At 63.0% G+C, this 26,664-nt stretch carries 27 protein-coding genes; 23 read left to right on the forward strand and 4 right to left on the reverse strand.

The window, feature by feature from the left end; genetic code table 11:
* Window positions 1-34: 34 nt before the first annotated feature.
* Window positions 35-1,060 carry a substrate-binding domain-containing protein gene (locus FJ959_RS23560; RefSeq protein WP_140632367.1) on the reverse strand — a complete coding sequence of 342 codons (1,026 nt, stop codon included), beginning with the start codon at window positions 1,058-1,060 and terminating at the stop codon, window positions 35-37.
* Window positions 1,061-1,295: 235 nt separating this feature from the next.
* Here FJ959_RS23560 and FJ959_RS23565 point away from each other — a divergent pair, with 235 nt between their 5' ends.
* The 13 genes from FJ959_RS23565 to FJ959_RS23625 all read left to right on the forward strand — a co-directional run bounded on the left by FJ959_RS23565 (window position 1,296) and on the right by FJ959_RS23625 (window position 16,022).
* Window positions 1,296-2,096 (forward strand): inositol monophosphatase family protein, encoded by an 801-nt coding sequence (locus tag FJ959_RS23565; protein ID WP_181165316.1) that lies wholly within the window; start codon window positions 1,296-1,298, stop codon window positions 2,094-2,096.
* A 35-nt stretch (window positions 2,097-2,131) separates the two neighbouring features.
* Window positions 2,132-3,178, forward strand: coding sequence for an ABC transporter substrate-binding protein (locus FJ959_RS23570; protein WP_140560387.1), 1,047 nt, complete (start codon window positions 2,132-2,134; stop codon window positions 3,176-3,178).
* A gap of 78 nt (window positions 3,179-3,256) precedes the next feature.
* On the forward strand, window positions 3,257-5,467 hold the full coding sequence (locus FJ959_RS23575) for an iron ABC transporter permease (RefSeq protein WP_224680648.1): 2,211 nt from the start codon (window positions 3,257-3,259) through the stop codon (window positions 5,465-5,467).
* Between the two features lie 13 nt (window positions 5,468-5,480).
* Window positions 5,481-6,590 carry an ABC transporter ATP-binding protein gene (locus FJ959_RS23580; RefSeq protein WP_140514996.1) on the forward strand — a complete coding sequence of 370 codons (1,110 nt, stop codon included), beginning with the start codon at window positions 5,481-5,483 and terminating at the stop codon, window positions 6,588-6,590.
* Between the two features lie 238 nt (window positions 6,591-6,828).
* Entirely contained in the window at window positions 6,829-8,037 is a 1,209-nt protein-coding gene (locus FJ959_RS23585; protein ID WP_140632370.1) for an ABC transporter substrate-binding protein, read from the forward strand.
* Entirely contained in the window at window positions 8,034-8,834 is an 801-nt protein-coding gene (locus FJ959_RS23590; protein ID WP_181165310.1) for an ABC transporter ATP-binding protein, read from the forward strand. The genes FJ959_RS23585 and FJ959_RS23590 overlap by 4 nt, the downstream gene beginning before the upstream one ends.
* Complete coding sequence (locus FJ959_RS23595) at window positions 8,827-9,531, forward strand: ABC transporter ATP-binding protein (protein ID WP_140498404.1); 705 nt, start codon at window positions 8,827-8,829, stop codon at window positions 9,529-9,531. Before FJ959_RS23590 ends, FJ959_RS23595 begins: the two co-directional genes overlap by 8 nt.
* 7 nt (window positions 9,532-9,538) lie before the next feature.
* A complete protein-coding gene (locus FJ959_RS23600) occupies window positions 9,539-10,426 on the forward strand; it encodes a branched-chain amino acid ABC transporter permease (RefSeq protein ID WP_140514993.1) in 888 nt (295 codons plus the stop codon).
* 1 nt (window position 10,427) lies between these two features.
* Window positions 10,428-11,405 carry a branched-chain amino acid ABC transporter permease gene (locus FJ959_RS23605; RefSeq protein WP_140632373.1) on the forward strand — a complete coding sequence of 326 codons (978 nt, stop codon included), beginning with the start codon at window positions 10,428-10,430 and terminating at the stop codon, window positions 11,403-11,405.
* A gap of 230 nt (window positions 11,406-11,635) precedes the next feature.
* Window positions 11,636-12,718: a sn-glycerol-3-phosphate ABC transporter ATP-binding protein UgpC gene (ugpC, locus tag FJ959_RS23610; RefSeq protein ID WP_140632375.1), complete on the forward strand. Its 1,083-nt coding sequence runs from the start codon at window positions 11,636-11,638 to the stop codon at window positions 12,716-12,718.
* A gap of 38 nt (window positions 12,719-12,756) precedes the next feature.
* Window positions 12,757-14,082 carry an ABC transporter substrate-binding protein gene (locus tag FJ959_RS23615; RefSeq protein ID WP_140498408.1) on the forward strand — a complete coding sequence of 442 codons (1,326 nt, stop codon included), beginning with the start codon at window positions 12,757-12,759 and terminating at the stop codon, window positions 14,080-14,082.
* Window positions 14,083-14,188: 106 nt separating this feature from the next.
* A complete protein-coding gene (locus FJ959_RS23620; protein WP_140498409.1) occupies window positions 14,189-15,127 on the forward strand; it encodes a sugar ABC transporter permease in 939 nt (312 codons plus the stop codon).
* Between the two features lies 1 nt (window position 15,128).
* Window positions 15,129-16,022, forward strand: a complete 894-nt coding sequence (locus FJ959_RS23625) for a carbohydrate ABC transporter permease (protein WP_140498410.1) — start codon at window positions 15,129-15,131, stop codon at window positions 16,020-16,022.
* 38 nt (window positions 16,023-16,060) lie between these two features.
* On the opposite strand, the gene FJ959_RS23630 is transcribed toward FJ959_RS23625, so the two are convergent.
* A complete protein-coding gene (locus FJ959_RS23630; protein WP_140632378.1) occupies window positions 16,061-17,179 on the reverse strand; it encodes a mandelate racemase/muconate lactonizing enzyme family protein in 1,119 nt (372 codons plus the stop codon).
* Between the two features lie 27 nt (window positions 17,180-17,206).
* Window positions 17,207-17,953 carry an amino acid ABC transporter ATP-binding protein gene (locus FJ959_RS23635; RefSeq protein ID WP_140632381.1) on the reverse strand — a complete coding sequence of 249 codons (747 nt, stop codon included), beginning with the start codon at window positions 17,951-17,953 and terminating at the stop codon, window positions 17,207-17,209.
* 119 nt (window positions 17,954-18,072) lie between these two features.
* Between FJ959_RS23635 and FJ959_RS23640 the strand changes: the two genes are divergently transcribed.
* The 10 genes from FJ959_RS23640 to FJ959_RS23685 all read left to right on the forward strand — a co-directional run bounded on the left by FJ959_RS23640 (window position 18,073) and on the right by FJ959_RS23685 (window position 26,141).
* A complete protein-coding gene (locus FJ959_RS23640; RefSeq protein WP_140581261.1) occupies window positions 18,073-18,756 on the forward strand; it encodes a GntR family transcriptional regulator in 684 nt (227 codons plus the stop codon).
* A gap of 15 nt (window positions 18,757-18,771) precedes the next feature.
* On the forward strand, window positions 18,772-19,443 hold the full coding sequence (locus FJ959_RS23645) for an amino acid ABC transporter permease (protein WP_140632383.1): 672 nt from the start codon (window positions 18,772-18,774) through the stop codon (window positions 19,441-19,443).
* Window positions 19,444-19,445: 2 nt separating this feature from the next.
* A complete protein-coding gene (locus tag FJ959_RS23650) occupies window positions 19,446-20,099 on the forward strand; it encodes an amino acid ABC transporter permease (protein WP_140632386.1) in 654 nt (217 codons plus the stop codon).
* 34 nt (window positions 20,100-20,133) lie between these two features.
* The gene (locus FJ959_RS23655) at window positions 20,134-20,910 is read left to right on the forward strand and encodes a transporter substrate-binding domain-containing protein (protein ID WP_181165309.1); all 777 of its coding nucleotides are present in this window, start codon (window positions 20,134-20,136) and stop codon (window positions 20,908-20,910) included.
* Window positions 20,911-20,979: 69 nt separating this feature from the next.
* Entirely contained in the window at window positions 20,980-22,089 is a 1,110-nt protein-coding gene (locus FJ959_RS23660; RefSeq protein ID WP_140514980.1) for an enolase C-terminal domain-like protein, read from the forward strand.
* A 5-nt stretch (window positions 22,090-22,094) separates the two neighbouring features.
* The gene (locus tag FJ959_RS23665; protein ID WP_140632389.1) at window positions 22,095-23,129 is read left to right on the forward strand and encodes a zinc-binding alcohol dehydrogenase family protein; all 1,035 of its coding nucleotides are present in this window, start codon (window positions 22,095-22,097) and stop codon (window positions 23,127-23,129) included.
* Window positions 23,126-23,887 (forward strand): SDR family oxidoreductase, encoded by a 762-nt coding sequence (locus FJ959_RS23670; RefSeq protein ID WP_140514976.1) that lies wholly within the window; start codon window positions 23,126-23,128, stop codon window positions 23,885-23,887. The genes FJ959_RS23665 and FJ959_RS23670 overlap by 4 nt, the downstream gene beginning before the upstream one ends.
* Before the next feature lie 28 nt (window positions 23,888-23,915).
* The gene (locus FJ959_RS23675) at window positions 23,916-24,605 is read left to right on the forward strand and encodes an RraA family protein (protein ID WP_140498420.1); all 690 of its coding nucleotides are present in this window, start codon (window positions 23,916-23,918) and stop codon (window positions 24,603-24,605) included.
* Window positions 24,606-24,612: 7 nt separating this feature from the next.
* A complete protein-coding gene (locus FJ959_RS23680) occupies window positions 24,613-24,909 on the forward strand; it encodes a UxaA family hydrolase (protein ID WP_140498421.1) in 297 nt (98 codons plus the stop codon).
* Window positions 24,906-26,141, forward strand: coding sequence for a UxaA family hydrolase (locus FJ959_RS23685; protein ID WP_140632392.1), 1,236 nt, complete (start codon window positions 24,906-24,908; stop codon window positions 26,139-26,141). The genes FJ959_RS23680 and FJ959_RS23685 overlap by 4 nt, the downstream gene beginning before the upstream one ends.
* 268 nt (window positions 26,142-26,409) lie before the next feature.
* Here the strand turns inward: FJ959_RS23685 and FJ959_RS32405 are convergent.
* Window positions 26,410-26,664, reverse strand: a 255-nt coding sequence (locus FJ959_RS32405) for a TOBE-like domain-containing protein (RefSeq protein WP_224619170.1), incomplete at its 5' end; no start/stop codon positions are given.

Raw genomic sequence — 26,664 nt, forward strand, 5'->3', positions numbered from 1 at the left:
GACGCTCACCGACCGGACTCTGGTCCAATCGGCATCAGCCCCGACCTGGCCTCACAGTGCCGCGCCAGACCATCGGCGCGTGGCAGGTCAGGCGACTGCCGGCGCCTGCTTCCTCGCGCGAACCGGCGGCCAGTCGCACGGCGTGCGTGGCGATCTCCTCAATCGGCGGCGCAAAGGTCGTCAGCCGGTAGGAAGCCCAGTCAGCCTGCTCGATGTCGTCGAAGCCGGCGACGCAGAGATCGCGCGGGACGTCGACGCCGAACTCGTGGCGCGCCGCGTCCAGAAAACCGCAGGCGATCAGGTCGGTCACGCAGAATGCCGCATCCGGTCGCTGCCGGCCCGAAAGCAGGCGCCTTGCGCCTTCTGCCCCGGTCGCATAACCCGTGCGGCCCTCGCGCCACTGGATCACCTCCAGTCCTTCCTTGCGCGCTGCGGCAAGAAAGGCCGTCTCGCGCGCCACCAGACTGGGCGTGCCGGCTGCCGACGTCACCAGGGCAGGCCTGGTGCAACCGGCACGAATAAAGGCGTGAAGTGCCGCCTCGGCGGCGGCGGCGTTGTCCACGCCGATGTTATGCGGTCCGTCGAACCGGTCGTCGCGATTGATCAGGATCAGGCGCTGCCCGTTCTCGAGGCAGGTTCGGATCAGCTCCTGCGGCGGCGTGCCGGACAGCACGATCGTCGCATCGGCACGGTAGTTCAGCGTGTTGCGCAGCGCCTGGTCGACATGGTGGCTGGGGCCCGACGTGTTGAATACCATGGCCACTTTGCCGGCATCCCTCAAATGCTGTGTCAGCGCCCGCAGGATACGAGCCTGATAGGGCGTGTCGCCATCGGCGACGACAAGGCAGACGATGCCCGTCGATGCCCGCATCAGGCCGCGCGCCAGGTGGTTGACGTGATAGCCGAGCTGCTCGGCCGCCAGCAGCACCCGCTCGCGGGTTTCTTCCGAAACGCTGGCGCCGGGCGTGAACGTGCGTGATACCGCCGAGCGCGAAACGCCGGCAAGCTCCGCGACCTGCTGGGCACTGGAAAAGCCAATACGGCCTCTTGGCGTCGTCATGCACACTCTCGCTGCGTTTCTCGATTCTTTGCACGCACGTGCAGCATAGCGCAAGCCAGTCACAGGTGTAACCGCTGCCCTTGACACACATGCGTAAATGAAACAGCTTTGCACAGCCGTGCATGAAGCCGGCGCCGGAGGCTACCTTGCCCATTTCTTCGCGGACCGCATCGGAACTGCCATTGTCTGGACGGACAGCATGAACAGCGTGGCGGTGCAGCCTAACGCGAGCCGGATGTCCGAAGCCGAACTCGACAGGCGTGCCGATGTTTGCCGGCAACTGCTCTTGTCGTCGGGAAACATGGCGATGCAGGGCTACAGCCAAATCGACGGCGCGCAGCCTGTGGAGATGAAGGGGCCGCAGGATTTCCTGACCGAGACCGACGGCAAGGTCGAGCATCACATCCGCACGACGTTGGCCGCGGCCTTTCCCGAGGACGGGTTTTTGGGCGAGGAAACCGGTGGCAGCGGCGGCTCTGATCGCATGTGGGTCGTCGACCCGATCGACGGTACGGCGAATTTCATGCGCGGCATTCCGCATTTCTGCGTTTCGATCGCCTTCGTCCAGGACGGCCGCAGCGAGATCGGCGGCATCGCCAATCCGGCCATCGGGGAGGTCTATTTTGCCCGCCGCGGGCACGGTGCGACGCGCAACGGCGCGGCGATCCATGTTTCGCGCACCCAGGCCTTCGACCGCGCCTCCGTGGAGTTCGGCTGGTCGCCGCGGATTCCCAACCGCGACTATCTGGACAAGGTGGCCCTGGTCTGGTCGCTGGGCGCCAATGTGCGCCGCTCCGGTTCGGGGGCGCTCGGCCTTGCCTATGTGGCCGACGGCCGCTCGGATGCCTATGCCGAGCTTCATATCAATGCATGGGACTGCCTGGCCGGATTGCTGCTGGTCGAGGAAGCCGGCGGGCGCGTCAACCGCTTTCTCGACGGCGACGGCATGGCGAAGGGCAATCCGGTGCTTGCTGCGGCGCCGGGTGTGGCGGCGAGATTGTCCCAGGTGATCGGAGTGCCGCTCGACGACGAATAACCAATTCCAGAGAGCATGAAAGGGAGGAATTATCGATGAAAGGTCCATTTGATCGCAGACAAGGCAGGACGTGGCTTGGCCTTGCGGTGCTGGCCATTTTCGGTCTGGCCGGCGGCGCCCATGCGGCGGATCGCAACCTCGTGATGTATTGCGGCGTCGACGAAGCCTGGTGCCGGGCCATGGCCACGACCTACCAGAAGGAAACCGGCGTCAGCGTCGACATGACCCGCATGAGCGCCGGCGAGATCTATGCGCGCCTGCGGGCCGAGAAGGACAATCCGCAAGCCGACATCTGGTGGGGCGGCACCGGCGACCCGCATCTTCAGGCGGCGGAAGAAGGTCTCACCCAGGAATACAAGTCGCCGCAGCTGGCGAACCTGCGCGACTGGGCTTTGAGGCAGGCTGAACGCGCCAAGAACCGCACCGTCGGCATCTATCTCGGCGCGCTTGGCTACGGCTACAACGAGGAAGACCTGAAACAGCGCGGCCTGACGGCGCCGGCCTGCTGGGCGGATCTGGTCAAGCCCGATTTCCAGGGCGAGATCGAGATGGCCGACCCCAATTCCTCGGGTACCGCCTGGACGATGCTGGCGACAATCGTGCAACTGATGGGCGAGGACAAGGCTTTCGACTATCTCAAGCAGCTCAACAAGAACATCGCCGAATACACCAAGGCGGGCGCCGCACCCGCGCTCGCCGTGGGCAAGGGCGAGACGCTGGTCGGCATTTCCTTCCAGCACGACGTCATCAACGCCGCCAAGCAGAACCCGGCCGTCAAGGTGGTCTCGCCCTGTGAAGGCACCGGTTTCGAGATCGGGTCGATGAGCATTGTTGCCGGGGCCAAGCACATCGACGAGGCGCGGAAATTCTACGACTGGGCGCTGACGCCAGACGCGCAGAAACTGGCGGCTCCGAACGGCAGCTACCAGATCCCGTCGAACACCGGCACCCCGGTGCCGCCCGAGGCGCCGGACCTCAGCAAGATCAAGCTGATCGACTACGACTTCGCCAAATATGGATCATCAGCGGAGCGCAAGCGGCTGTTGAAGAAGTTCACCGATGAGATCCGCAACGGCGGCTGATCTGGTCCGTACGGCCGATCCGCCGGCTGCCTGCGGGGCAGCCGGCGCAACCCCGACCATACCGAAGGAAGATGTCGAATGGCACGGGCTTCGCCCTATCCCATGGCCAATGACCTCCCGGGGCGCAGTGCCGCCGGATGGCTGGCGCTGGCATGGGCGAGCTTCATTGTGCTGCCATGGTACAAAGTCGAAGGCGGCTTGCTTTCCTTTGACTGGCTGGCGCGTCCGGCGGAGGCGGCACCAGCCATCCTGCTGTCGCTGAACGGTCAGCTGTGGCTGCTTCCCTTGATCCTGCCACTTCTCCTGGCAAGCTGGCTCGTCGCGCGCCGGAACCTCCCCGGCCTGGCGGTGGCGGGCGCAGCCGGCCTCGCCTGGCTGGTGATCGAGGGTTTTTCCATCATCCATTCGGGTTGGGGATTTGCCTGGCTCGGGCATCTCGCCAGTACGCCGGGACCGGTGCAGCCGGGGCTCGGCTGGGGTGCCGTGCTGTACGCGCTGGCGATGCTGATGTTCATCGCCGAGGCGCTGGCCGCGCGTGGCTGGTGCAAAGGCGATCGTTTTGTCGTCGGCTCGCTGCTGATCGTGATCGCTTCGCTGATCCTGTTCGTGGCCTATCCGCTGTTGTCGATCCTCGCTTCCGCCATCGAGGACAATGACGGCAATATCGTGCCGGCTCTGTTTGCCGAAAAGCTGTTCAGTGCCAACATCTGGAGCCTGCGCTGCCTCTACGACGACGGTTCCTGCGGCGTGGCGTGGAATACGGTGGCGATCGCGGTGCTGGTGGGTTTCTTCTGCACGGCGCTAGGCCTGGCGCTGGCGCTGATTGCGTTGCGCACCAGGCTGCCTGCCAAATGGCTGCTGCGCGGCCTCTCCATCCTGCCGATCATCACGCCCCCTTTCGTCATCGGCCTGGCGCTGATCCTGTTGTTCGGCCGGGCCGGCATCGTCACCAATCTTTTGTCCGAACATCTCGGTATTCCGCGCAGCCGCTGGATCTACGGCATGGCCGGCATCACCATCGCGCAAGTGCTGGCCTTCACGCCGATCGCTTTCCTGGTCCTGGCCGGCGTGCTGCAGGGCGTCAGCCCGAGCATGGAGGAGGCCTCGCAGACCTTGCGCGCCAGCCGTTGGCGCACTTTCAGCACAATCACCTGGCCGCTGATCCGCCCGGGGCTGGCCAGCGCCTTCCTGATCTCGTTCATCGAGAGCATGGCCGACTTTGCCAACCCGCTGGTGCTGGGCGGCAACTTCAACGTGCTGTCGACGGACATCTTCTTTGCGGTGGTGGGCGCTGCGCATGATCAAGGCCGTGCGGCGGTGCTGGCGATCGTGCTTCTGGGATTCACGCTCGCCGCTTTCGTCATCCAGCGCCGCTGGATCGGCAGCCGCAGCTACGTCACCGTCGCGGGCAAGGGCGATGGCGGTGTGCCGGCCACGCTGCCCAAGGGCTTGCGCATCGGCTGCTACGCCGCCGTCGTTCCCTGGTTGCTTCTGACCGTCGTGGTCTATGGCATCATCCTGGGCGGCGGCTTCGTGCAATCGATCGGCCGCGACAACACGCCGACGCTCGAATATTTCCTCACCGCTTTCTCCGTCGAGAAAGGCGTCAATGGCTGGTTCCTGAGCGGGTCAGCCTGGCCGTCGCTGCTGATGACCATCGGCCTTGCGCTGGTGGCGATGCCGTTCACCGCCGCGCTCGGCATCCTGACCGCCTATCTGCTCGACCGGCAGCATTTCGCCGGGCGCACGATGTTCGAATTCCTCGCCATGATGAGCTTTGCCATTCCCGGCACGGTCGTCGGCGTCAGCTATATCCTCGCCTTCAACGTGCCGCCGGTGCAACTGACCGGCACCGGACTGATCATCGTCATCTCGTTCATCTTCCGCAACATGCCGGTTGCGATCCGTGCGGGCCTCGCCAATCTTGGGCAGATCGACAAGAGCCTGGACGAGGCATCGCTGACACTGGGGGCGCGTTCCTTCGCCACCTTGCGGCGGGTGATCCTGCCGATCCTGAAGCCGGCTATCGTGACCGCGATGATCTACAGTTTCGTGCGTGCGGTCACAGCGGTCAGCGCCGTCATCTTCCTGGCGACCGGCCGCTTCAATCTCGCCACCGTCTATATTGTCGGGCGAGCCGATGTCGGCGAATACGGCATCGCCATCGTCTATTCGGCGGTGCTGATCGTCGTCATGATGATCATTCTGATCGGCATCCAGCTGCTGGTCGGGGAACGCCGGCTTGGCCGGCGCCGGGCCGAGGCGCAAGCCGTCGTGGCACCAATCTGATCGGGAGAAGCGTATGGATCAAACGGCGAAGAACGCTGCCCCCGGCGTGGTGGACAGACCGGCAGTGCGTTTCGAGGGCGTCACCAAGAAATACGGCGCCGTCACTGCCGTCGACAATGTCAGCTTCGACATCGCACCGGCCAGCCTGGTGACGCTGCTCGGACCTTCCGGCTGCGGCAAGACGACGACGCTTAGGCTGATTGCCGGGCTGGAGCACGCAAGCCACGGGCGCGTCGTCATCGACGGCAAGGACGTCACCTTGCTGTCAGCCGCCGAACGGGACGTCAGCATGGTCTTCCAGTCCTACGCGCTGTTCCCGCACATGAACGTCATAGAAAATGTCAGCTACGGCCTGCGGGCGACCGGGCTCGGCAAGGTTGAGGCCGCGGGGCGCGCCGCCGAGAAGCTGGCACAGGTCGGCCTGTCCGGCTACGAGAAGCGCCAGCCGAGCGAACTTTCGGGCGGCCAGCAGCAGCGCGTGGCCGTGGCGCGCGCCATCGTGCTGGAGCCGAAGGTGCTTCTGTTCGACGAGCCGCTGTCCAATCTCGATGCCAAGTTGCGCCGGCGAGTGCGCGATGAAATCCGCGGTCTTCAGCAGGACCTCGCGCTGACCGTTGTCTATGTGACGCATGACCAGGAGGAGGCGCTGGCCGTGTCCGATCGCATCATCGTTATGAACGCTGCCCGCGTCGCTCAGGACGGGACCCCGCGCGACCTCTACAACGAACCCAGGAACTCTTTCATCGCCGATTTCATGGGCGACGCCAACCTGCTCGATGTCGAGGTTCTCGCCAGCAATGGGACGAATGCCGAGGTAAAGATCGGGCCGCTGCGGCTCGACATGCCGCATCGCGGCATCGCGGCGGGGCCGGCGGTGCTGGCCGTCCGGCCGAATGCCGTGCGCCTCGTCGCCGGCCAGCCGGCAGCCGGCGGGATGAGAGGGCGCGTGGTCAAGAGTTCTTATCTCGGCGACCACATGGAATACCGCGTCGCGATAAACGATCCGGCGGTCGAGCTGTTTGCGACGTCGCCGATCGTCACACCTGCCCTGCCGGAAGGCAGCGTCGTCGCGGTCGATTTCGATCCGGCAAAGATCGTGCTGATAGCGCGCGACAAGTCCTAGCCAGCAGCGCACACCGCTACCGGTGCGCCTGATACGAAAATAGTGGTTCTCGACGTTCCATGTCGATGTTACGAATCCCTGTGCATTCCGAATGTGCGCTTGTGACCATGTGTCCGGGCACTTTGGAACTGTGGCGAGCACAGGACGTATTCTTCACGCGGGACCAGACGGTGCACTCGAAGCCGTCACAGGGCCGCAATGGGCGTTTTCGACAGTGGCCACAAGGGAGGAAATACCAGTGAAAGCATCCTATCTCATCTCAGCCGCGCTGCTTGTGGGGACCGCGATGCCAGCGGCAGCAGCCGAAATTTCCGACGGCAAGGTCAAGATCGGCATCCTCAACGACCAGTCGGGTGTCTATGCCGATTTCGGCGGCAAATGGTCCGTCGAGGCGGCCAAGATGGCTGTCGAGGATTTCGGCGGCAAGGTCCAGAACGCGCCTATCGAGGTCATCAGCGCCGACCACCAGAACAAGCCGGACATCGCCTCCAACATCGCGCGCCAGTGGTACGACACCGAGCAGGTCGATGCCATAATGGAACTGACCACCTCCTCGGTGGCGCTAGCCGTTCAGGGACTTTCCAAGGAAAAGAAGAAGATCGACATCGTCACCGGCGCGGCTGCGACCGACCTGACCGGCAAGCAGTGCTCGCCCTATGGTTTCCATTGGGCCTACGACACCCATTCCCAGGCCGTCGGCACAGGCGGTGCCCTGGTGCAGCAAGGCGGTGACAGCTGGTATTTCATCACCGTCGACTACGCCTTTGGCTATTCGCTCGAGGAGCAGACCGCCAAGCTCGTCAAGGATCGCGGCGGCAAGGTGCTTGGTGAAGTGCGCTATCCGCTCGGCTCGACCGACTACTCATCCTTCCTGCTGCAGGCGCAATCCTCCGGCGCCAAGATCGTCGGCCTTGCCAATGCCGGTCTCGACACTTCCAATTCGATCAAGCAGGCCGCCGAATTCGGCATCGTCGCCGGCGGCCAGCGGCTCGCGGCACTTCTGTTCACGCTGGCCGAAGTGCATGGCCTTGGCTTGCAGGCGGCCCAGGGCGTCGTGCTGACCGAAGGCTATTACTGGGATCGCGACGACAAGAGCCGCGAGTTCGCCAACCGCTTCTTCAAACGCACCGGCAGGATGCCGAACATGGTCCAGGCCGGGACCTATTCGGCGGTGTCGCAGTATCTCAAGGCCATCGACAAGGCCGGCACCGACGAAACCGAAGCGGTGGCCAAGGAATTGCATTCGATGCCGGTCAATGACGTCTTTACCGCCAACGGCAAGGTGCAGGCCGACGGCTCCATGGTGCACGACATGTACCTCTATCAGGTCAAGAAGCCCGAGGAGAGCAAGAAGGATTGGGACTACTACACCTATCTTGCAACCATTCCGGGCGACCAGGCCTTCATGAAGGCCACGGATAGCGGCTGCCCGCTCGTCAGCAAGTGACGACGGCAACCGCCGCGGCCGTCAGGCCTGACGGCGATGGAGCCGTGCTGCGGGTGGTGCTTTCCGCCCGCGGCCTCAGGCGCGATTTCGCCGGGTTCGTTGCGGTGAAGGATGTCGATCTCGACGTTCATCACGGCAGGATTCACGCCTTGATCGGACCCAACGGCGCCGGCAAGACCACGATCTTCAACCTTTTGACCAAGTTCCTGCAGCCGACCAGCGGCACGATTGAACTGCTCGGCACCGACATAACCCGGACACCGCCGGCCAAGGTGGCGCGGATGGGCCTCGTGCGCTCGTTCCAGATCTCGGCGATCTTTCCGCATCTGAGCGTGCTCGACAATGTGCGCGTCGCGCTGCAGCGGCCAGGGGGGCTGGGCTTCCAGTTCTGGCGCCCGCTTTCGGCGCTCGACCAACTGACGCCGCGGGCGCGCGAGCTTCTCGGCACGGTCGGCCTCGACGACGCGGCGCACCGGCTCGCCGGCGATCTCTCCTATGGCCGCAAGCGCGTGCTCGAGATCGCCACCACGCTGGCGCTCGATCCAAAGGTGCTGCTGCTCGACGAGCCGATGGCCGGCATGGGGCACGAGGATGTCAGCATGATCTCCGGGATCATCCGCGCCTTGGCCCGCGATCGGGCCGTGCTCATGGTGGAGCACAATCTGACCGTCGTTGCCGATCTTTGCGACTGGATCACCGTGATGCAGCGCGGCAAGGTGCTCGCCGCGGGCGACTATCCGACGGTCAGCCAGGATGAACGCGTCCGGATAGCCTATATGGGAACCGAGCATGAGTGAGCCGCTGCTTGCCGTGCGCGATCTCCATGCCTGGTACGGCGAGGGCCACGCGCTGCACGGCGTCGACCTCGATGTGTTCCGCGGCGAAACTGTGACGCTGCTTGGCCGCAACGGCGTCGGCAAGACCACGACGCTGCGCGCCATCATGGGGCTGATCCGCAAGCGCACCGGCAGTGTCGTCTTCAACAGCAACGACTTGATCGGCCTGCCCTTGCACCGTGTCGCCCACCAAGGCATCGGTTTCGTTCCCGAGGAGCGCGGCATTTTCGCCACGCTGACAGTCGACGAGAACCTGATCCTGCCGCCGGTGGTGGCCAAGGGCGGCATGAGCGTCGAGGAGATCTTCGAGCTCTTTCCCAACCTGAAGGAGCGCCGCAACAGCCCGGGCACCAGGCTATCCGGCGGCGAGCAGCAGATGCTGGCGATCGCCCGCATCCTGAGGACGGGTGTCCGGATGCTGCTCCTCGACGAGCCGACCGAAGGCCTGGCGCCGGTCATCGTCCAGCGCATCGGCGAATTGCTTGCGACGTTGAAAAAGCGCGGCATGACGATCCTGCTCGTGGAGCAGAATTTCCGTTTCGCCGCCCGCATTGCCGACCGCTTCTACCTGATGGAGCACGGCAAGGTGCTGAGCGGGTTTCCGGTCGGCGAACTGGCCGCCCACGACGCTCAACTTCACGAGGTGCTCGGAGTATGATCGCGCCATGACGATGATCTTCGGCATCCCCATCCAGGCCTTTCTCGGGCAGTTGCTGGTCGGGCTGATCAACGGTTCCTTCTATGCGATGCTGAGCCTTGGCCTCGCCGTCATCTTCGGCCTGCTGCGCATCATCAATTTCGCCCACGGCGCGCTCTACATGCTGGGCGCCTTCATCGGTTATCTGCTGCTTGTCCATCTCGGCATCGGCTATTGGCCGGCGCTGATCCTGGTGCCGCTCGCCGTCGGGCTGTTCGGCATTGCGGTCGAGCGTGCAGCGCTCTCGCGGCTCTACCAGCTCGACCCTCTCTACGGCCTGCTCTTCACTTTCGGCCTGGCCTTGGTCATCGAGGGCGTCTTCCGTTATTATTACGGCGTCTCGGGAAATCCCTATGCGGTGCCGGCGCTACTTGCGGGCGGCACCAATCTCGGCTTCATGTTCCTGCCCAACTATCGCGGCTGGGTGGTGCTGGCATCGCTTCTCGTCTGCCTGGGCACATGGCTTTTGATCGAGAAGACCAGGCTTGGCTCTTATCTGCGCGCCGCGACCGAAAATCCAGAACTGGTCCAGGCTTTCGGCGTCAACGTGCCACTGCTTTTGACACTCACCTATGGACTGGGTGCGGCACTTGCCGGTCTTGCCGGGATCCTGGCGGCTCCCGTCTACCAGGTCAGTCCGCTGATGGGGTCGGATCTGATCATCGTCGTCTTCGCCGTCGTCGTGGTCGGCGGCATGGGCTCGATCCTGGGCGCCATCGTCACCGGCTACATGCTCGGCCTCGCCGAGGGCCTAACCAAGGTATTCTATCCCGAGGCGTCGAACCTTGTCGTCTTCGTCATCATGGCGATCGTGCTTCTACTGCGGCCGGCCGGCCTGTTCGGAAGGGACGCCTGAGATGAGCGAGCTGACGCTTCACGAAAAGCGCGCCGCGGCCTCCGTGCGGCTGGAACGCGCGCTGGTGGCGCTGGCGGTATTGGCGCTCATCGCCGCGCCGTTCTTCGTCTACCCGTTCTTCCTTATGAAGATGCTGTGCTTTGCGCTGTTTGCCTGCGCCTTCAACCTGTTGCTCGGCTACACCGGCCTGTTGTCCTTCGGCCACGCGACCTTCTTCGGTGGCGCCGCCTATTTCTGCGCGCATGCCGTCAAGGTATGGGGCTGGCCGCCAGAGGCAGGCATTCTGCTGGGTACCGCCGGCGCGGCCCTGCTCGGGCTGGTCATGGGCTTCTTCGCCATCCGCCGGCAAGGCATCTATTTCGCCATGATCACGCTGGCGCTGGCGCAGATGTTCTTCTTCTTCTGCGTGCAGGCACCGTTCACGCAAGGCGAGGACGGCATCCAGGGCGTTCCGCGCGGCAACCTCTTCGGCATCATCGATTTGAACGCCACGGTCAACATGTACTATGTCGTGCTGGCCATCTTCCTGATCGGCGTCTTCGCCATTTGGCGGATCATCAACTCGCCGTTCGGCATGATCCTGCGCTCGATCCGCGAGAACGAGAACCGCGCCATCTCGCTCGGCTATTCCGTCGCCAGGTATAAACTCGCCGCTTTCGTGATGTCGGCCGCGCTAGCCGGGCTTGCCGGCGCGGTCAAGGCAATCGTGTTCCAGTTCGCGACGCTCACCGACGTGACATGGCAGATGTCGGGCGAGGTGATCCTGATGTCGCTGCTTGGCGGCATCGGTACCATGGTCGGGCCGGTCGTCGGCGCCGGCTTCGTCGTCGGCCTTGAAAACACACTCGCCACCTCCGGCTTTCCGGTGACCATCGCCACCGGCCTGATATTCATGATCTGCGTGCTCGTCTTCCGGCGCGGCATCGTCGGCGAATTCCATGCGCGGCTGCCCAGGCCGGCGGACGGTGGAAGTGGTTGATATTCATCCCGTGGCCGATCTCCCTGCTGTCTCCAGCCATGTGGTGGGCAGTCCAGTGAGCAACCGGGAATGCAGCCTGGATGTTTATCGAAGCGCCTGCTTTACAGGCAGGTTTGGTAGCGCTACCGTCTCCGTATCGCGTGACCACATGAAGGTTGGAGGGCCGTCGCCGGGAGAGGTCAGCGGTTCCTTCGAAGAGACGTCGCGGGAATCGTTCGGGAGGAGGATCGATGGCGTCTGTCGCGATTAGCGAGGTTCACAAATCATTCGGGACCGTCGAGGTTCTGCACGGCGTCAGCGTGAACATCGACGACGGCGAATTCGTCACGCTGGTCGGGCCGTCGGGTTGCGGAAAATCAACCCTGCTCAGGATGATCGCGGGCCTGGAAAAGATTTCGCGGGGCCAGATCGCGATTGGCGAGCGTGTCGTCAACAACGTTGCGCCGAAGGAACGCGACGTCGCCATGGTCTTCCAGAACTATGCGCTGTACCCGCATATGACCGTCGCCGAGAACATGGCGTTTTCGCTCATGCTGAAGGGCGTTTCGAAGGCTGAGAGCGGCGCCGGCGTCCAGCGCGCTGCGGAGATTCTGGGGCTCGTGCCGCTGTTGGCGCGCTATCCCCGCCAGCTTTCCGGCGGACAGCGCCAGCGAGTTGCCATGGGGCGGGCGATCGTGCGCGATCCGGCGGTTTTCCTGTTCGACGAGCCGCTGTCCAATCTTGACGCCAAGCTCAGGGTGCAGATGCGCGCCGAGATCAAGGAACTGCACCAGCGCCTGAAAACCACGACGGTCTATGTTACCCATGACCAGATCGAAGCCATGACCATGGCAGACAAGATCGTGGTCATGCATGACGGCATCGTCGAGCAGATCGGGCCGCCGCTGGAACTCTACGACAGGCCGGACAATCTCTTCGTCGCCAGTTTCATCGGCTCGCCCGCCATGAATTTGCTGCGGGGCGAAATCGCGACGAACGGGTCGCCGTCCTTTCGGGGCGCGGGCGGAATTTCCGTGCCGTTGGACGCAGCATCGTCCGTCAAAGGCGGCGAGCCGGTGGTGCTGGGCATACGGCCCGAGCATTTGCGGCTGTCCGACCAGGGCATTGCGGTCACCATCGCGGTGATCGAGCCGACCGGGTCGGAGGTACAGCTCATCGGCCGGACAGCCGGCGGTGAAGAGATCGTGGCCAACTTCCGGGAACGTCATTCCTTCACGCCGGGCGAAACCATCCGGCTCACCGCCGAACCCGGCCTCATTCATCTCTTCCACGGCGAAACCGGGCAGCGGCTTCAAACGCGCAGCAAGCTGTAGAGACCAAAGGGCAAGAGAAACAAACAGGAGGAACGAGCATGAAATTCACCAGACGTGACGTGATCCGCACGACGGCCGGCGCTGCTGCCGGCGTTTTGGGAAGCCGCTTCGCCGGCTCTCCGGCATTCGCCCAGGAGGGGCTGAAGTACAAGCCGGAGGACGGTGCGAAGCTCAGGCTGCTGCGCTGGTCGCCTTTCGTGCAGGGTGACGAGGACCAGTGGCTGAAAAACACCAAGCGGTTCACCGAAGCGACGGGCGTGGAGGTACGTGTCGACAAGGAAAGCTGGGAAGACATTCGCCCCAAGGCAGCGGTCGCCGCCAATGTCGGTTCAGGTCCGGATCTGATGTTCGTCTGGTTCGACGACCCGCATCAGTATCCCGACAAGCTGCACGACGTGACGGAACTGGGCGAGTATCTGGGGTCGAAATATGGCGGCTGGCACGACGGACCAAAGCAATATGCGACCCGGGAAGGCAAATTCATCGGCCTGCCGCTCGCCACCATCGGAAATGCCATCGTCTATCGGGAAAGCTGGGTGAAAGAGGCCGGCTTTTCGGAGTTCCCCAAGGATACGAAAGGCTTCCTCGAACTTTGCAAGGCCCTGCAGGCGAAGGGGCATCCGGCCGGCTTCACGCACGGCCATGGTGTCGGCGACGGCAACAACTACGCGCACTGGCTGCTGTGGAGCCATGGCGGCCAGATGGTCGACGAGAGCGGCAAGGTGACGATCAACAGCCCCGAGACCCTCAAGGCGATCGAATACGCGCAGGAACTCTACAAGACTTTTATTCCAGGCACCGAAAGCTGGCTCGACGTCAACAACAATCGCGCCTTCCTGGCCGGCGAACTCAGTGTGATCGCCAATGGCATTTCCGCCTACAACACGGCCAAGATCAACAAGGACAATGATCCGAAGCTGGCGGAAATGGCCAAGGACATACGCACCACCAACCTGCCGATCGGTCCTGTCGGCAAATCCGTCGAACTGTTCCAGGTGACCACAGCCGTCATCTTCGACTACACGCCCTACCCCAACGCGGCCAAAGCCTATCTGCAATTCATGTTCGAGGACCCGCAAATGCCAGATTGGATCACCTCCTCGGCGGGCTACTGCTGCCAGACGCTCAAGGCGTTCGACAACAATCCGGTGTGGACAGCCGATCCGAACAATGCCGCTTACGCCAAGGCTTCGGCGACGCTGCGGCCCAACGGCTATGCCGGGCCGCTCGGCTATGCCTCGGCGGCGACCATGGCCGACTATGTCCTGGTCGACATGTTCGCCAAGGCCGTCACGGGGCAGGCCACGCCCCAGGAGGCAATGGAAGAGGCGGAGAAGCGCGCAAACCGGTATTATCGCGTTTGATCCATGCCAGCTGAGCCTGGCGGCTCTGCCCCGCGCTATCCGACCCTCCGGAAGCGCAGGGCGGCCGCCAGGCCGATCAACGAGACCCTTGCAGGGAGCCCGCCCCATGGCCGTGCCGTCCGTCGCCGCTCAGCCGCGTTCCTCGATGCTGTCGCGCCTGGCCGAGAGCAGGAACGCGCTTGGCTTCGGCTTCATGCTGCCGGCGGCGGCATTGCTGCTTGTCTTCCTGACCTATCCGCTTGGGCTCGGCGTCTGGCTCGGCTTCACCGATGCCCGCATCGGCCGTCCCGGCATCTTCATCGGCATCGAGAACTATGAATATCTGTGGAGCGACGCCGTCTTCTGGCTCTCCGTCTTCAACACCCTGCTCTACACCGTCAGCGCCTCGATCCTGAAATTCGCGCTCGGCCTCTGGCTGGCGCTCATCCTCAACCAGAACCTTCCCTTCAAATCGTTCTTCCGCGCGATTGTCCTGTTGCCGTGGGTGGTGCCGACGGTGCTGTCGGCCATCGCCTTCTGGTGGATTTACGATTCGCAGTTCTCGATCCTGTCCTGGGCACTCCAGCAGATGGGCCTGATCGACCATCGCATCAATTTCCTCGGCGATCCGGAGAACGCGCGTGCTTCGGTGATCGCGGCCAATGTCTGGCGCGGCATCCCTTTCGTAGCCATCACGCTGCTTGCCGGCTTGCAGACAATCCCCCAATCGCTTTACGAGGCCGCCACGCTCGACGGCGCCAGCCGCTGGCAATTGTTTCGCCATGTGACGCTGCCGCTGCTCACCCCCATCATCGCGATCACGATGACGTTCTCGGTGCTGTTCACCTTCACGGATTTCCAGCTGATCTATGTGCTGACCCGCGGCGGACCGGTAAATGCCACCCATCTGATGGCGACGCTGTCGTTCCAGCGCGGCATTTCGGGCGGCCAGCTCGGCGAGGGCGCCGCGATCGCGGTCGCCATGATCCCATTCCTCCTTGCCGCGATCCTGTTCAGTTATTTCGGCTTGCAGCGCCGCAAATGGCAGCAGGGGGGCGGAGACTGACATGGCTGCCACCAGGAAGACAAAACAGCCGCAGCTCGACGAAGGCGGCATGGGCTATTTGCAGAGCGTGCCGCGCCGTGTGGTGACGGTCTATCTCCCCCTGCTCGTGTTCGTCATCGTGCTCTTGTTCCCGTTCTACTGGATGACGATCACAGCGGTTAAGCCCAATGTCGAAATGACCGACTATGCCAATTTCAACCCGCTCTGGGTCGTGCATCCGACATTGGAGCACATCCGCTATCTTCTCTTCGAGACGTCCTATCCGGGCTGGCTGCTCAACACGATCATCATTTCGACCGCCGCCACTTTCCTGTCGCTGGTGGCGTCGGTTTTCGCGGCCTATGCGATCGAGCGGCTGCGGTTCTCCGGGGCACGGCAGGTCGGCCTCGCGGTGTTCCTCGCCTATCTCGTGCCGCCCTCGATACTGTTCATCCCCTTGTCGGTGATGGTGTTCAACCTCGGGCTTTACGACACACCCTTCGCGCTCATCCTCACCTACCCGACCTTCCTGATCCCCTTCTGCACCTGGCTGCTGATGGGTTACTTCCGCTCCATCCCGTTCGAACTGGAAGAATGTGCGCTCATAGACGGGGCAAGCCGCTGGCAGATCCTGAGCAAGATCGTGCTGCCCCTGTCGGTGCCAGGCCTGATCTCGGCGGGCATATTCGCATTCACCCTGTCATGGAACGAGTTCATCTATGCCTTGACGTTCATCCAGTCGTCCGAAAACAAGACCGTGCCGGTCGGGGTGCTCACCGAACTCGTCCGCTCCGACGTCTATGAGTGGGGTGCCCTGATGGCGGGCGCGCTGATCGGATCCCTGCCGGTCGTCGTGCTTTATTCGTTCTTCGTCGAGCACTATGTCTCCTCGATGACCGGCGCGGTGAAGGAATAGCGCCGCCCCGATGCCGCGGGCGATTTTCCTGGAATGCCCTAGCCCAGGCTTTTGCCGTAGCGGGCAAAGCTTTCGGCCAGGACAGTCGTGCTCGCACCGGCCCGTTCGGGCCGTTTGTAGATGCCGCCTTCGACGCGGATCGGCTCCTCGAAGTGATCCTTGATCCAGGGGATGTATTCGAGGATCGTCGATGCAGGATGCCAGTAGCTCAGATGCACATGCACCTGGCTCATCTCCCCTGCATGCGGAACGACGGGAAGCCGATGCGCCAGTGCCAGGTCCGCGACCTGGATGTATTCGGTTATTCCTCCGAGCCGCGTGACGTCCGGCTGGACGTAGGCGACGGCTCCTGCATCGACGAAGGAGCGGAACGCGTCGATCGTGTAGAGCTGCTCGCCGAGCGCGATCGGGATCGATGTATTGCGCGCGAGCGTCGCGTGGCTGGCGACATCGTCATACCAGAGCGGCTCCTCGAACCAGTAGATATCTAGGTCGCGCGCCAGCGCGCAGAACCGCTGGCAGGTCGGAAGATCCCACTTGCCGTTGCCGTCGATTGCGATCCGGATCCTTGATCCGACACGTTTGCGCACAGCCGCCAGGCGCTCGACGTCGATATTTGGGTCGTCATGGCCGACCTTGATCTTGATGCGTGTGAATCCATCCTCCTCGACGGCTTTCGCGGAGCCGCGCAGCAACGTGTCCAGGTCGAACGAAATCCAGCCGATATCGGTATTGTAGGCCTCCAGGGCATCGGTGCGCGCGCCGCCGAGATAACTCCACAGCGGCAGGCCCGCCCGTTTCGCCTTCAGATCCCACAGCGCGATATCGATTGCGGCCAGCGCCAGATGCGTGATGCCGGCCCGACCGACCCATTGAAGTGAAGGATGGCGCGCAAGCCTGGTCCATAGACGCTGATGATCCGAGGCGTCTTCGCCTACCAGAAGCGGCGCGTAACACTCACCGATGCAGGACGTTATCAGCCGGTCGGCGGCCAGATGGGCATGCGTGCCGGTGAAGCCATAACCTTCCAGCCCATCCGTGGTGACGATCTTCGTACCCACGACACCCCAATGGGTGATGCTGTGGGTCGAGTCCGAAATGGAGTCCGACGTGAGTGGAAGATGGAGAATGAACGGGCGGACGGAGGCGATTTTCATCTATGACCCTTGGGGGATATGAATTTGTCAATGAAGGAGCTGCGAGAGGAATTCGCGTGCACGCTGATGCTTCGGGGCTGCGAAGAACTCCTTCGGCGTGGCCTCCTCGAGTATCCGGCCCTTGTCCATGAAGACGACCCGGTCGGCCACCTGGCTGGCGAAGCCCATTTCGTGCGTCACGCAGATCATCGTCATGCCTTCGGAGGCCAGCGAGACCATGGTGTCGAGCACTTCCTTGACCATTTCCGGATCGAGAGCCGAGGTCGGTTCATCGAAGAGCATGATCTTGGGCTGCATGCAGAGCGCGCGGGCGATCGCGACGCGCTGCTGCTGGCCGCCGGAAAGCTGGGACGGATACTTGTCCGCCTGATCGGCGATCCGAACCTTGTGCAACATCTCCAGCGCTCTCTCCGAAGCGTCCCTGCGCGATTTTCCGAGCACGCGGATCGGCGCCAGCGTACAGTTCTCGATCACCTTGAGATGCGGGAAGAGGTTGAACTGCTGGAACACCATGCCGATGTCCCGGCGCGGAACCATACGTCCGTGGGACTTCTCGACCAGCGGTTTGCCGTCGATTTCCACCGAGCCTTGCTGCAGGTCTTCCAAGCCGTTGATGCAGCGGATCAAGGTCGACTTGCCTGAGCCCGACGGCCCGCAGACGACAATCTTTTCGCCCTTCGCCACCTCAAGGCTGACGTGATCGAGCGCCTGAAACCCGCCGAACATCTTCACCGCATCGCGCAGTTTCACAAAGGCGCTGCCGTTGGCGTCCATGAACTCCTCCTTGTTGCGAAGTTGGCTTGTAACCCGAAAGATCGAAATCGGAAAATAAAAAATTTTCTATTTTTAATTTTTCTGTTGCGCCGAACCGGAACCTGACCGATGCTTGGGCCATGAGCATGATCAAGACAACATTGGCCGAGCAGGCCTACCAGGAGCTGCGGTCCCGGATCGTCGGCGGCAGGCTGGCAGGCGGGCAGCGCCTGTTGCCAAACGAATTGGCGGCGGAACTGGGCATCAGTCCCACGCCTGTCAAGGAAGCCTGCCTGCGGCTGGAGGCGGACGGGCTTCTCGTCAATTCCTCGCGGCGCGGCATGGTGGTCCGCAGCTTCAACGAGGAAGCCGTCGAGGAATTATACGCGGCCAGGACACTGCTCGAGAAAGGGGCCGTGGAAGCAGCCTTCGACGCAGGACGGCTCGATGAGGCGCTGCGGGCGAAGCTCCAGGACAGCCTCGAAAACCACAGGCGCTTCGCCAAAGGGTCGTCGCTCGACGATCTGGCGAAGGCGCTCTCCCATGACCGGGCCTTCCACAGTTCGCTCGTCGGCGCCGCGGGGATACCGATGATCTCCGAGGTCCACTCCCGCATTGTCGGCCAGACGCATACGGTCTTCGTCTCGATTCCAGGCGATTACAGCCGCTCGGTCGAGGAGCACCAGGATATTCTCGATGCCATCGTCGCCGGCAAGAAGAGCCAGATCCTCGCGGCGCTTCAGCGACATCTCGAGAGAAGCCGGCAGAACACCTTGCGCCAGGTAAAAGTCCTTGCGCGAGCGATCGAACCGAACCTTGTTTGAAGACCGGGGACGAGTGTGGGGTACCTAGATTTTTCCGGGACATTCGCGCGCGGCGACCTGTTCGTGCACGCCGCCATGCTGACTGTCGGCCTGTCGGCCGCCGCGCTGGTTCTGGGCATGTGCGTCGGCATCGTCGGCGCCCTGATGAGACTTTCGAGCTCGAAAGTCCTCTCCTCAATCGCGGCCGCCTATGTGGAAATCATCCGAAACACGCCGTTTCTGGTGCAGATCTACATCGTCTATTTCGGCCTGCCCTCGGTCGGCATTCGCATTTCCGAAGTGACGGCGGCCATCCTCTCCCTGACGCTCTACGCGGGCGCCTATATCACCGAGATCGTCCGTGCCGGCATCCAGACGATCGGCAAGGGACAGCGGGAGGCGGCGCACACGCTTGGCATGTCACCGTATCTCACCTTCCGCTATGTCGTTCTGCTGCCGGCGATTTCAGCGATCTTTCCGGCACTGACCAGCCAGTTCATCCTGATCATGCTGGCCTCCAGCGTCGTTTCGGTCATCTCCGTCCCGGAACTGACCGGCGTCGCCAATGATGTGCAGGGCCTGACCTTCCGAAGCCTGGAAGCCTATCTCGTGGTCGCGGCCATCTACCTTGTCCTGACGGCTGCATTCAAAGGCGTCTTCGCACTGATTGACCGTGCCCTCTTCTCCTTCCGCTTTGCAGGGCGATGACGATGTTCCAGACATTCAATCTCCATCATGTCGGGTTTCTGCTGCAATGTGCGACGTGGACGGTCGTCCTCTCGGGAATTGCGCTTGCAGGCGGCGCCATCGGCGGATCGATTGTCGCCCTCATGCGCCTCTCCCGCTTCGCCTGGATGCGCTGGATCGCACAGGCCTATATCTATGTCATCCAGGGAACGCCCCTGCTCGTCATTCTCTTCATCGCCTATTTCGGCGTCGCCAATCTCGGCTATGACCTTCCGGCGATCTACGCGGCCGGCCTTGGATTTACGCTCTACAGCAGCGCGTTCCTCGGCGAGATCTGGCGCGGGTCGATCCAGTCGATCAACAAGGGGCAATGGGAAGCGTCGTTCGTGCTGGCGCTTGGCTGGCGGCACACGATGACCGACGTCATCATCCCGCAGGCGCTTCGCGTCGCCATTCCTCCGACGGTCGGCTTCTCCGTTCAGGTCGTCAAGAACACCGCGCTTGCTTCGGTCGTCGGCTTTATCGAACTGACGAGAGCAGGACAGATCGTCTCCAGCGCCACGTTCCAGCCGCTGCCCGTCTATCTGACGGTCGCGGCCATCTACTTCGGCATCTGCTCCATACTGTCCCATGCCAGCCGCCGCCTGGAGCGCCGCCTGCAGCAGGCAGCCAACTGAAGATCCGGTTCATCACACCAGGGAGGAAAGTATCATGCTATTGAAGAGACTTGCTGTCGGGGTCGCCGCGATGCTGGCGATGATATTGCCCGCAAAGGCCGAGAGCACGCTGGACGCCATCGTGCAGCGCGGCACTATCAATGTCGGCGTCGGCCTTGGAACGCCGCCTTATGGCCTGATGGACAGCAGCATGCAGCCCGACGGCTATGACGTGTCCGTGGCAAAGGCAATCGCCCGCGATCTCGGCGTCAAGGTCAACATCGTCGACACGACGGCAGCCAACCGCATCCCGAACCTGACTTCGGGCAAGCTCGACATCGTGATCTATTCGTTCTCGATCACCGCCGAGCGCGCCAAGGCCATCGCGTTCACCAACACGTACTATGTCGACCAGCAGGTCTATGTCGGTCCCGCCGACCAGCCGATCACCAAGATCGAGGATCTGGCGGGCAGGAAGATCGGCGTGACGCGGGCCAGCACGAACGACATCGTCATGACCAAAAAGGCCGTCGAAGGCGCACAGATCCAGCGCTATGACGATGACGCGTCGACATCCCAGGCGCTGTTCGCAGGCCAGGTCGAAGGCATCGTGACCAGCGGCGCGCTTGCCCGCGCCGTCGAGGAGCACGATCCTAACCTCAAGAAGCAGTTCGTTGTGGCGCAGGCGCCGATGGGCATAGGCCTGCGCCGCAACGACCCGGACTTCCTGCACTGGCTGAACACGGAGCTCTTCATGCTTCAGTCGACAGGTGAGCTGCAGGCCCTGCAGAAAAAATGGATGGGTGTCGAAGTCGACCTGCCCCGCTTCTGAGAATGACTGGATCCGGGACTCCCCCGGATCCACACATGCCGCTGCGATCGGTTTATCGAAGGTTTTTCCATGAAAATCACGGATGTGAAGGTGCGCTGCTGCCAGCGCAAACCAGGCGATTTTGCCGCCAGCGCGTTTCGAACCGGGGATTTCGCGAAGTTCGAATTTCTCACCGTCACCATGATGACGGATACCGGGCTCGAGGCAACCGCCTTCGGGTTCGCCGGTCGTTCGGCGGCGGGCGCCGGCAGGCTGATTGCCGACACGCTGCGTCCGTTCTTCATCGGCCGTGACCCGCTCGACCGGGAAAAGGCATGGCACGATTTCCGGGTGGCCGACCGCTGGTGGGGCCACTTGCCGATCTATGCCTACGGACCATTCGACACCTGCCTCTGGCTGCTGTCGGCCACCGCCGCCGGGCAGCCTCTCTACAAATATCTCGGCGCCTTCCGCGAACGCGTGCCGGTCTATGGCAGCTCGATGATCCTGTCGGGGCCGCAGGACTATGTGAAAGAGGCGCTGCGCGCCAGGGCCGAAGGGTTGCGGGCCTACAAGCTCCATACACCCGGTCTCGATCTCGACTACGATATCGACGTCCATCGCCAGGTCCGCGCCGCCGTCGGGCCGGATTTCACGCTGATGTCGGATCCGGTCTCGATGTTCAATCTCGAGCAGTCGATCCGCTTCGGCCGCGAGCTGGAAAGGCTCGACTTCTACTGGCTGGAAGAGCCTTTATACGACGAGGACGTGCATTCGCTGCGGGAGCTCGCCCGCACCCTCGAAATCCCGCTCGTCGGGACGGAAGTCCTTGCGAAGCACCCTTACAGCATCGCCGAATGCATCTCGACGCGTGTCGTCGATCGCGTCCGGGCAGACGTTTCCTGGACGGGCGGCGTCACGGGCGTCATGAAGACGGCCCGCCTCGCCGAAGCCTTCGGCGTCAATTGCGAGATCCATACCGCCATCTTCCACCCGATGGAGATCGTCAACCTGCATTGCGCCGCGGCGATCAAGAACTGCGACTTCTTCGAAGTGCTCTATCCAATGGAGAACTTCGCCTTCGGCCTCAAGCAGCCGCTGCCGATCAAGGACGGCTACGCCGCGCCGCCGTCAGCCCCCGGCCTCGGGGTCGAGATCGACTGGGATGCCATCGACAACAGCACGATCTGTGAGGCCTGAGCGCCATGATGAAAGCTGTCTGCCTCGAGGAACCCGGCAAGATCTCGCTGGTCGAATTGCCCGAACCAAAACCGGGCCCGGGCGAAGTCGCGGTGCGGATGGAGTATGTGGGGTATTGCGGTTCCGACCTGACGTCGTTTCGCGGCCTCAATCCGCTGATCTCCTACCCGCGCGTCCTGGGCCATGAAATCTCCGGCACCATCTCGGCGCTCGGCGACGGCGTCAGCGCGCTTGCGGTCGGCCAGTCCGTGACTATTCTTCCCTATTTCAATTGCGGCAGGTGCCATGCGTGCCGCCTTGGCAGGCCGAACGCCTGCAAGGACAACCGGACGATGGGCGTCCAGCGCGAGGGCGCGATGGCCTCGATCGTCGTCGTTCCCGCGGGCAAGGTCATTCCGGTCGAGGGCATGCGCCAGCGGGACCTCGCGCTGATCGAGCCGCTTGCCGTCGGCTTCCATGCCGTCCGCCGCTCCGAGCTTTCGGCTGGAGAAACCGTCGTCATCCTTGGCTGCGGCGTCATTGGGCTCGGCGCCTTGCTCGGCGCTGTCAGGCGGGGCTCACGCGTGATCGCAGTGGACCTTAGCGCCGACAAACTCGCCGTTGCCAAGGTGCTCGGCGCCACTGACACCATCGATGCGTCGCGCGAAGATGTCCTGGCGCATGTCCTGGAACTGACCAGTGGGGACGGTCCGCAGGTCGTCATCGAGGCGGTCGGCGCGGATGCGACCTTTCGGCAGGCGATCGATCTCGTGGCGTCCTGCGGCCGGGTCGTCTATGTCGGCTACGCCAAGAACAAGATCGCTTACGACACCAAGTTCTTCCTGCTCAAGGAGATGGATATCCGCGGGTCGCGCGGCTCCGAGATCGCCGATTTCCACGATGTTATCGGCTATCTGAAGCAACATCGGGACGCCGGCGACCGCATCGTCTCACGCGTCGTGCCAATCGAGGAAGCCGGTGCGGCCATGCAAGCCTGGGACAAGAACCCCGGAGGCTTCACCAAGATCGTCGTCCGGATCGAAGCGAAGGAAGACGCATGAGCATCAAGGATATCTTCGGGCTGGAGGGGCAGCATGCGCTGGTGACCGGCGGCGGAAGCGGTCTCGGCCTTGCGATCGCCACCTGTTTCGTCGAAGCCGGCGCCAAGGTGACGATCGTCGGCACCAACGCCGCGAAGCTCGCTGCCGCCTGCGAGACGCTGGGGCCTTCCGCCACGAGCCATGTCTTCGACGTGACCGACACTGCCGGTGCCACGGGTTTCGCCAGCGAGGTGGCAAAAAAATCCGGACGCGTCTCGATCCTCGTCAACAATGCCGGCAACACGGTCAAGAAGCCGCTCGGCGAGATGAGCGTCGAGGCTTTCAATTCGGTGCTGAACGTCCATGTCGGCGGCGCCTTCGCCCTCTCGCGCGCCTTCCTGCCGCAGGTGACGGAAGCAAGGGGCAGCATTCTTTTCACCGCCTCGATGAGCTCTTTCCTCGGCATTCCCAACGTGATCGGCTATTCGGCGGCGAAAGCCGCCTATGTCGGCATGGTGAGGGCGCTCGCGACCGAACTTGCGCCCAGCGGGATACGCGTCAACGGTGTGGCACCAGGCTGGATCGACACCGCGCTTCTACGCCAGGCCACCGCAGCCGATCCGGAAAGGGCGCGCAAGATCAACAGCCGCATTCCCATGGGTCGTTTCGGCGAGGGCGCCGATATCGGCTGGGCCATGACCTATCTCGCCTCACGCGCCTCAGCCTATGTGACCGGCCATATACTGGTGGTCGACGGCGGCGCGCTGCACGGCTTCTGACACCATAGTTTTTCGAGGGAGAAAACAGATGACGACCGATACTGACAAGGCGATCTTCGAAGTCATCCGCAAGGAACTCTTCACGGCCGTCGTCGGCGACGTGCTCGATGTAATGGGCCACCGCCGGCAGTTCCTGCCGGCCGGGATCGTGCCGTTGCAGCCGGAGATGAAAGTCATCGGCCGCGCGATGCCGGTGCTGGAGGCGGACGTGTTTTCCGGCGGTTCGCCGGATGCGCACGGTCCGCTCGCGAACAAACCGTTCGGCCTCATGATGGAAGCGCTGGACAGCCTGACGGAGAACGATGTCTACATCGCCAGCGGCTCCTCCTTCCGCTACGCGCTGTGGGGCGGGCTGATGTCCACCAGGGCCCAGAAGCTGAAGGCTGCCGGCGCCGTCCTCAACGGCTATATCCGCGACTCCTGGGAAATCGAAAAGCTCGGCTTTTCGGTCTTCTCGCGCGGCATCTATGCCCAGGACCAGGGCCCGCGAGGCAAGGTGATCGACTATGGCTGCCCAATCGAGATCGAAGGCATCCTGGTAACGCCCGGCGACCTGATCTTCGGCGACCGCGAGGGCGTGCTTGTGATCCCGCGCGAGGCGGAAAAGGAAGCGATCGAGCGCGCGATCGAGAAGGTCAGCACAGAGAACAAGGTCGCAACCGCGATCCGCGACGGCATGAGCGCCTGCGAAGCCTTCCGTACCTTCGGCGTCATGTGAGCCGACGATGGACGATCCTCGTCTGCTCCTGCTCTGCGATCACGACAATGTGCTGGTCGCCTGCCGGCGCATCGAAGCCGGTGAGACCATCATCGTCGGCGGCGAGTCGCGCATTCTGATCAAGGCCGTGGAGCTCGGCCACAAGCTGGCGCGGCTGCCGATCGCCCCGGGGATGAAGGTCATCAAATACGGCGTCCCGATCGGCTCGGCGACGCGGTCGATCGGACCCGGCGAGCACGTCCATATTCACAATCTGAAGAGCGACTACACCAAAACGCACGTAATAGCGGAGACCGGATCATGACCGGCGAACAGTCCACCATCCTCGGCTATCTCAGGCCGGACGGTCGCAAGGGCATCCGCAACATTGTGATCGTGGCCTATCTGGTAGAGTGCGCGCATCATGTCGGTCGCGAAATTGTCTCCCATTTCCGCGGCAGGGACGTGCATCTGATCGGCTTTCCAGGCTGCTTTCCCAATCCCTATGCGCAGCGGATGATGGAGCGTCTGTGTACGCATCCCAATGTCGCCGCGGTACTGCTGCTGTCACTGGGATGCGAAAGCTTCAACAAATTCTCGCTCGCCCGCACCGTCGAGGCAAGCGGACGGCCGGTGGCCACGCTGACGATCCAGGAAAACGGCGGTACCTTGTCGACGATTTCCGACGGCATCGAATGGGTCGGGCAACGCCTGCAAGAGCTGGGCGCGGTCGCGAGAGTGCCAATGGATGCGAGTGAACTTATCGTCGGCACGATCTGCGGCGGGTCGGACGGCACCAGCGGCATGACCGGCAACCCCGCCGCCGGCCTTGCCTTCGATCGGCTGGTCCGTGCGGGAGCAGCCTGTATTTTCGAGGAGACCGGCGAGCTGATCGGCTGCGAAGAGATCATGGCGAGCCGTGCCGTGACGCCTGGACTCGGCGTCGAGCTGCGCGCCTCCGTGGCAAAGGCAGCGCAATACTACGCGACGCTAGGCTATGGCAGTTTCGCTCCGGGCAATGCCGATGGCGGCCTATCCACCATCGAGGAGAAATCGATGGGTGCCTATGCCAAATCGGGCTCGTCGCCGATTTCGGGCCTCATCAAGCCGGGCGACATTCCCCCTGGCGGCGGACTCTACCTGATGGATGTCGTGCCGGACGGGGACGTGCGTTTTGGCTTCCCCAACATCTCGGACAATGCCGAGATCGTGGAGCTCATCGCTTCCGGTTGTCACCTCACGCTCTTCGTCACCGGCCGCGGTTCGGTCTCGGGGTCGGCGGTCGCACCGGTCATAAAGATCTGCGCCAATCCCGAAACATACCGTCGCCTGTCGGGCGACATGGACGTCGATGCCGGACGTATCCTCGAAGGGGCCGCCACCTTGTCGGATGTCGGCGACGAAATCTTCAATCTGGTTCTTGCTGTCGCCAATGGCCATGCGACGAAATCCGAACAACTCGGGCACCGCGAATTCATCCTGACCTACAAGACTTTCGAACCGATCGGTCCCGCATGTCTGCCGGGCGCACAGCGAAAGGCTGGTCACCGAAGCTGAAGCCGCCGGCGTTTGCCGTGTGCCTGCGAGCGCTGTTTGCCTCTGTGCTGAAGCTGCGCGATCCTTGACCAGCGCAGGAGCAAATGCGTGGCGGGCCGAACAATCTGGCGACAAGCTCACTCGTTTTGTTTGAAGCGCGGCACGCCGAAACGGATTCATGCGAGCCGCTTAGGTCTTGTTTTGCATGTCGCTAGATCGAACCGAGGTTGCTTGGGCAAACCAGCATTGGGCTGGCGGCTCGCAACCGCCTCACCTCCATACGGACAATTCAAATCAGCGGGCCTGCGTCAGCCATACGCCGCTTCCTGATATCTGGGGGAAGCGTCTTCTCGTTTTGGCGAGGGTTCTGTTCCGCCGGCGCGAATGAGCTGCCTGCCTGGTCGGAAAAAAACAGCTTCCAGCGGCCCGGGCGGAACGCTACCCGGCTCTTCTGGGCCGCGGGATGATCGACGGGCAGCTCGATCTCGACGCGCTGGCGTTCGCCGCCGATCTCGAGTTCCACCCGGCGGGTGCCGGCGACGCG

Origin of the sequence: Mesorhizobium sp. B2-2-4, from assembly GCF_006442375.1 — a bacterium.
Classification (GTDB): Bacteria; Pseudomonadota; Alphaproteobacteria; order Rhizobiales; family Rhizobiaceae; genus Mesorhizobium.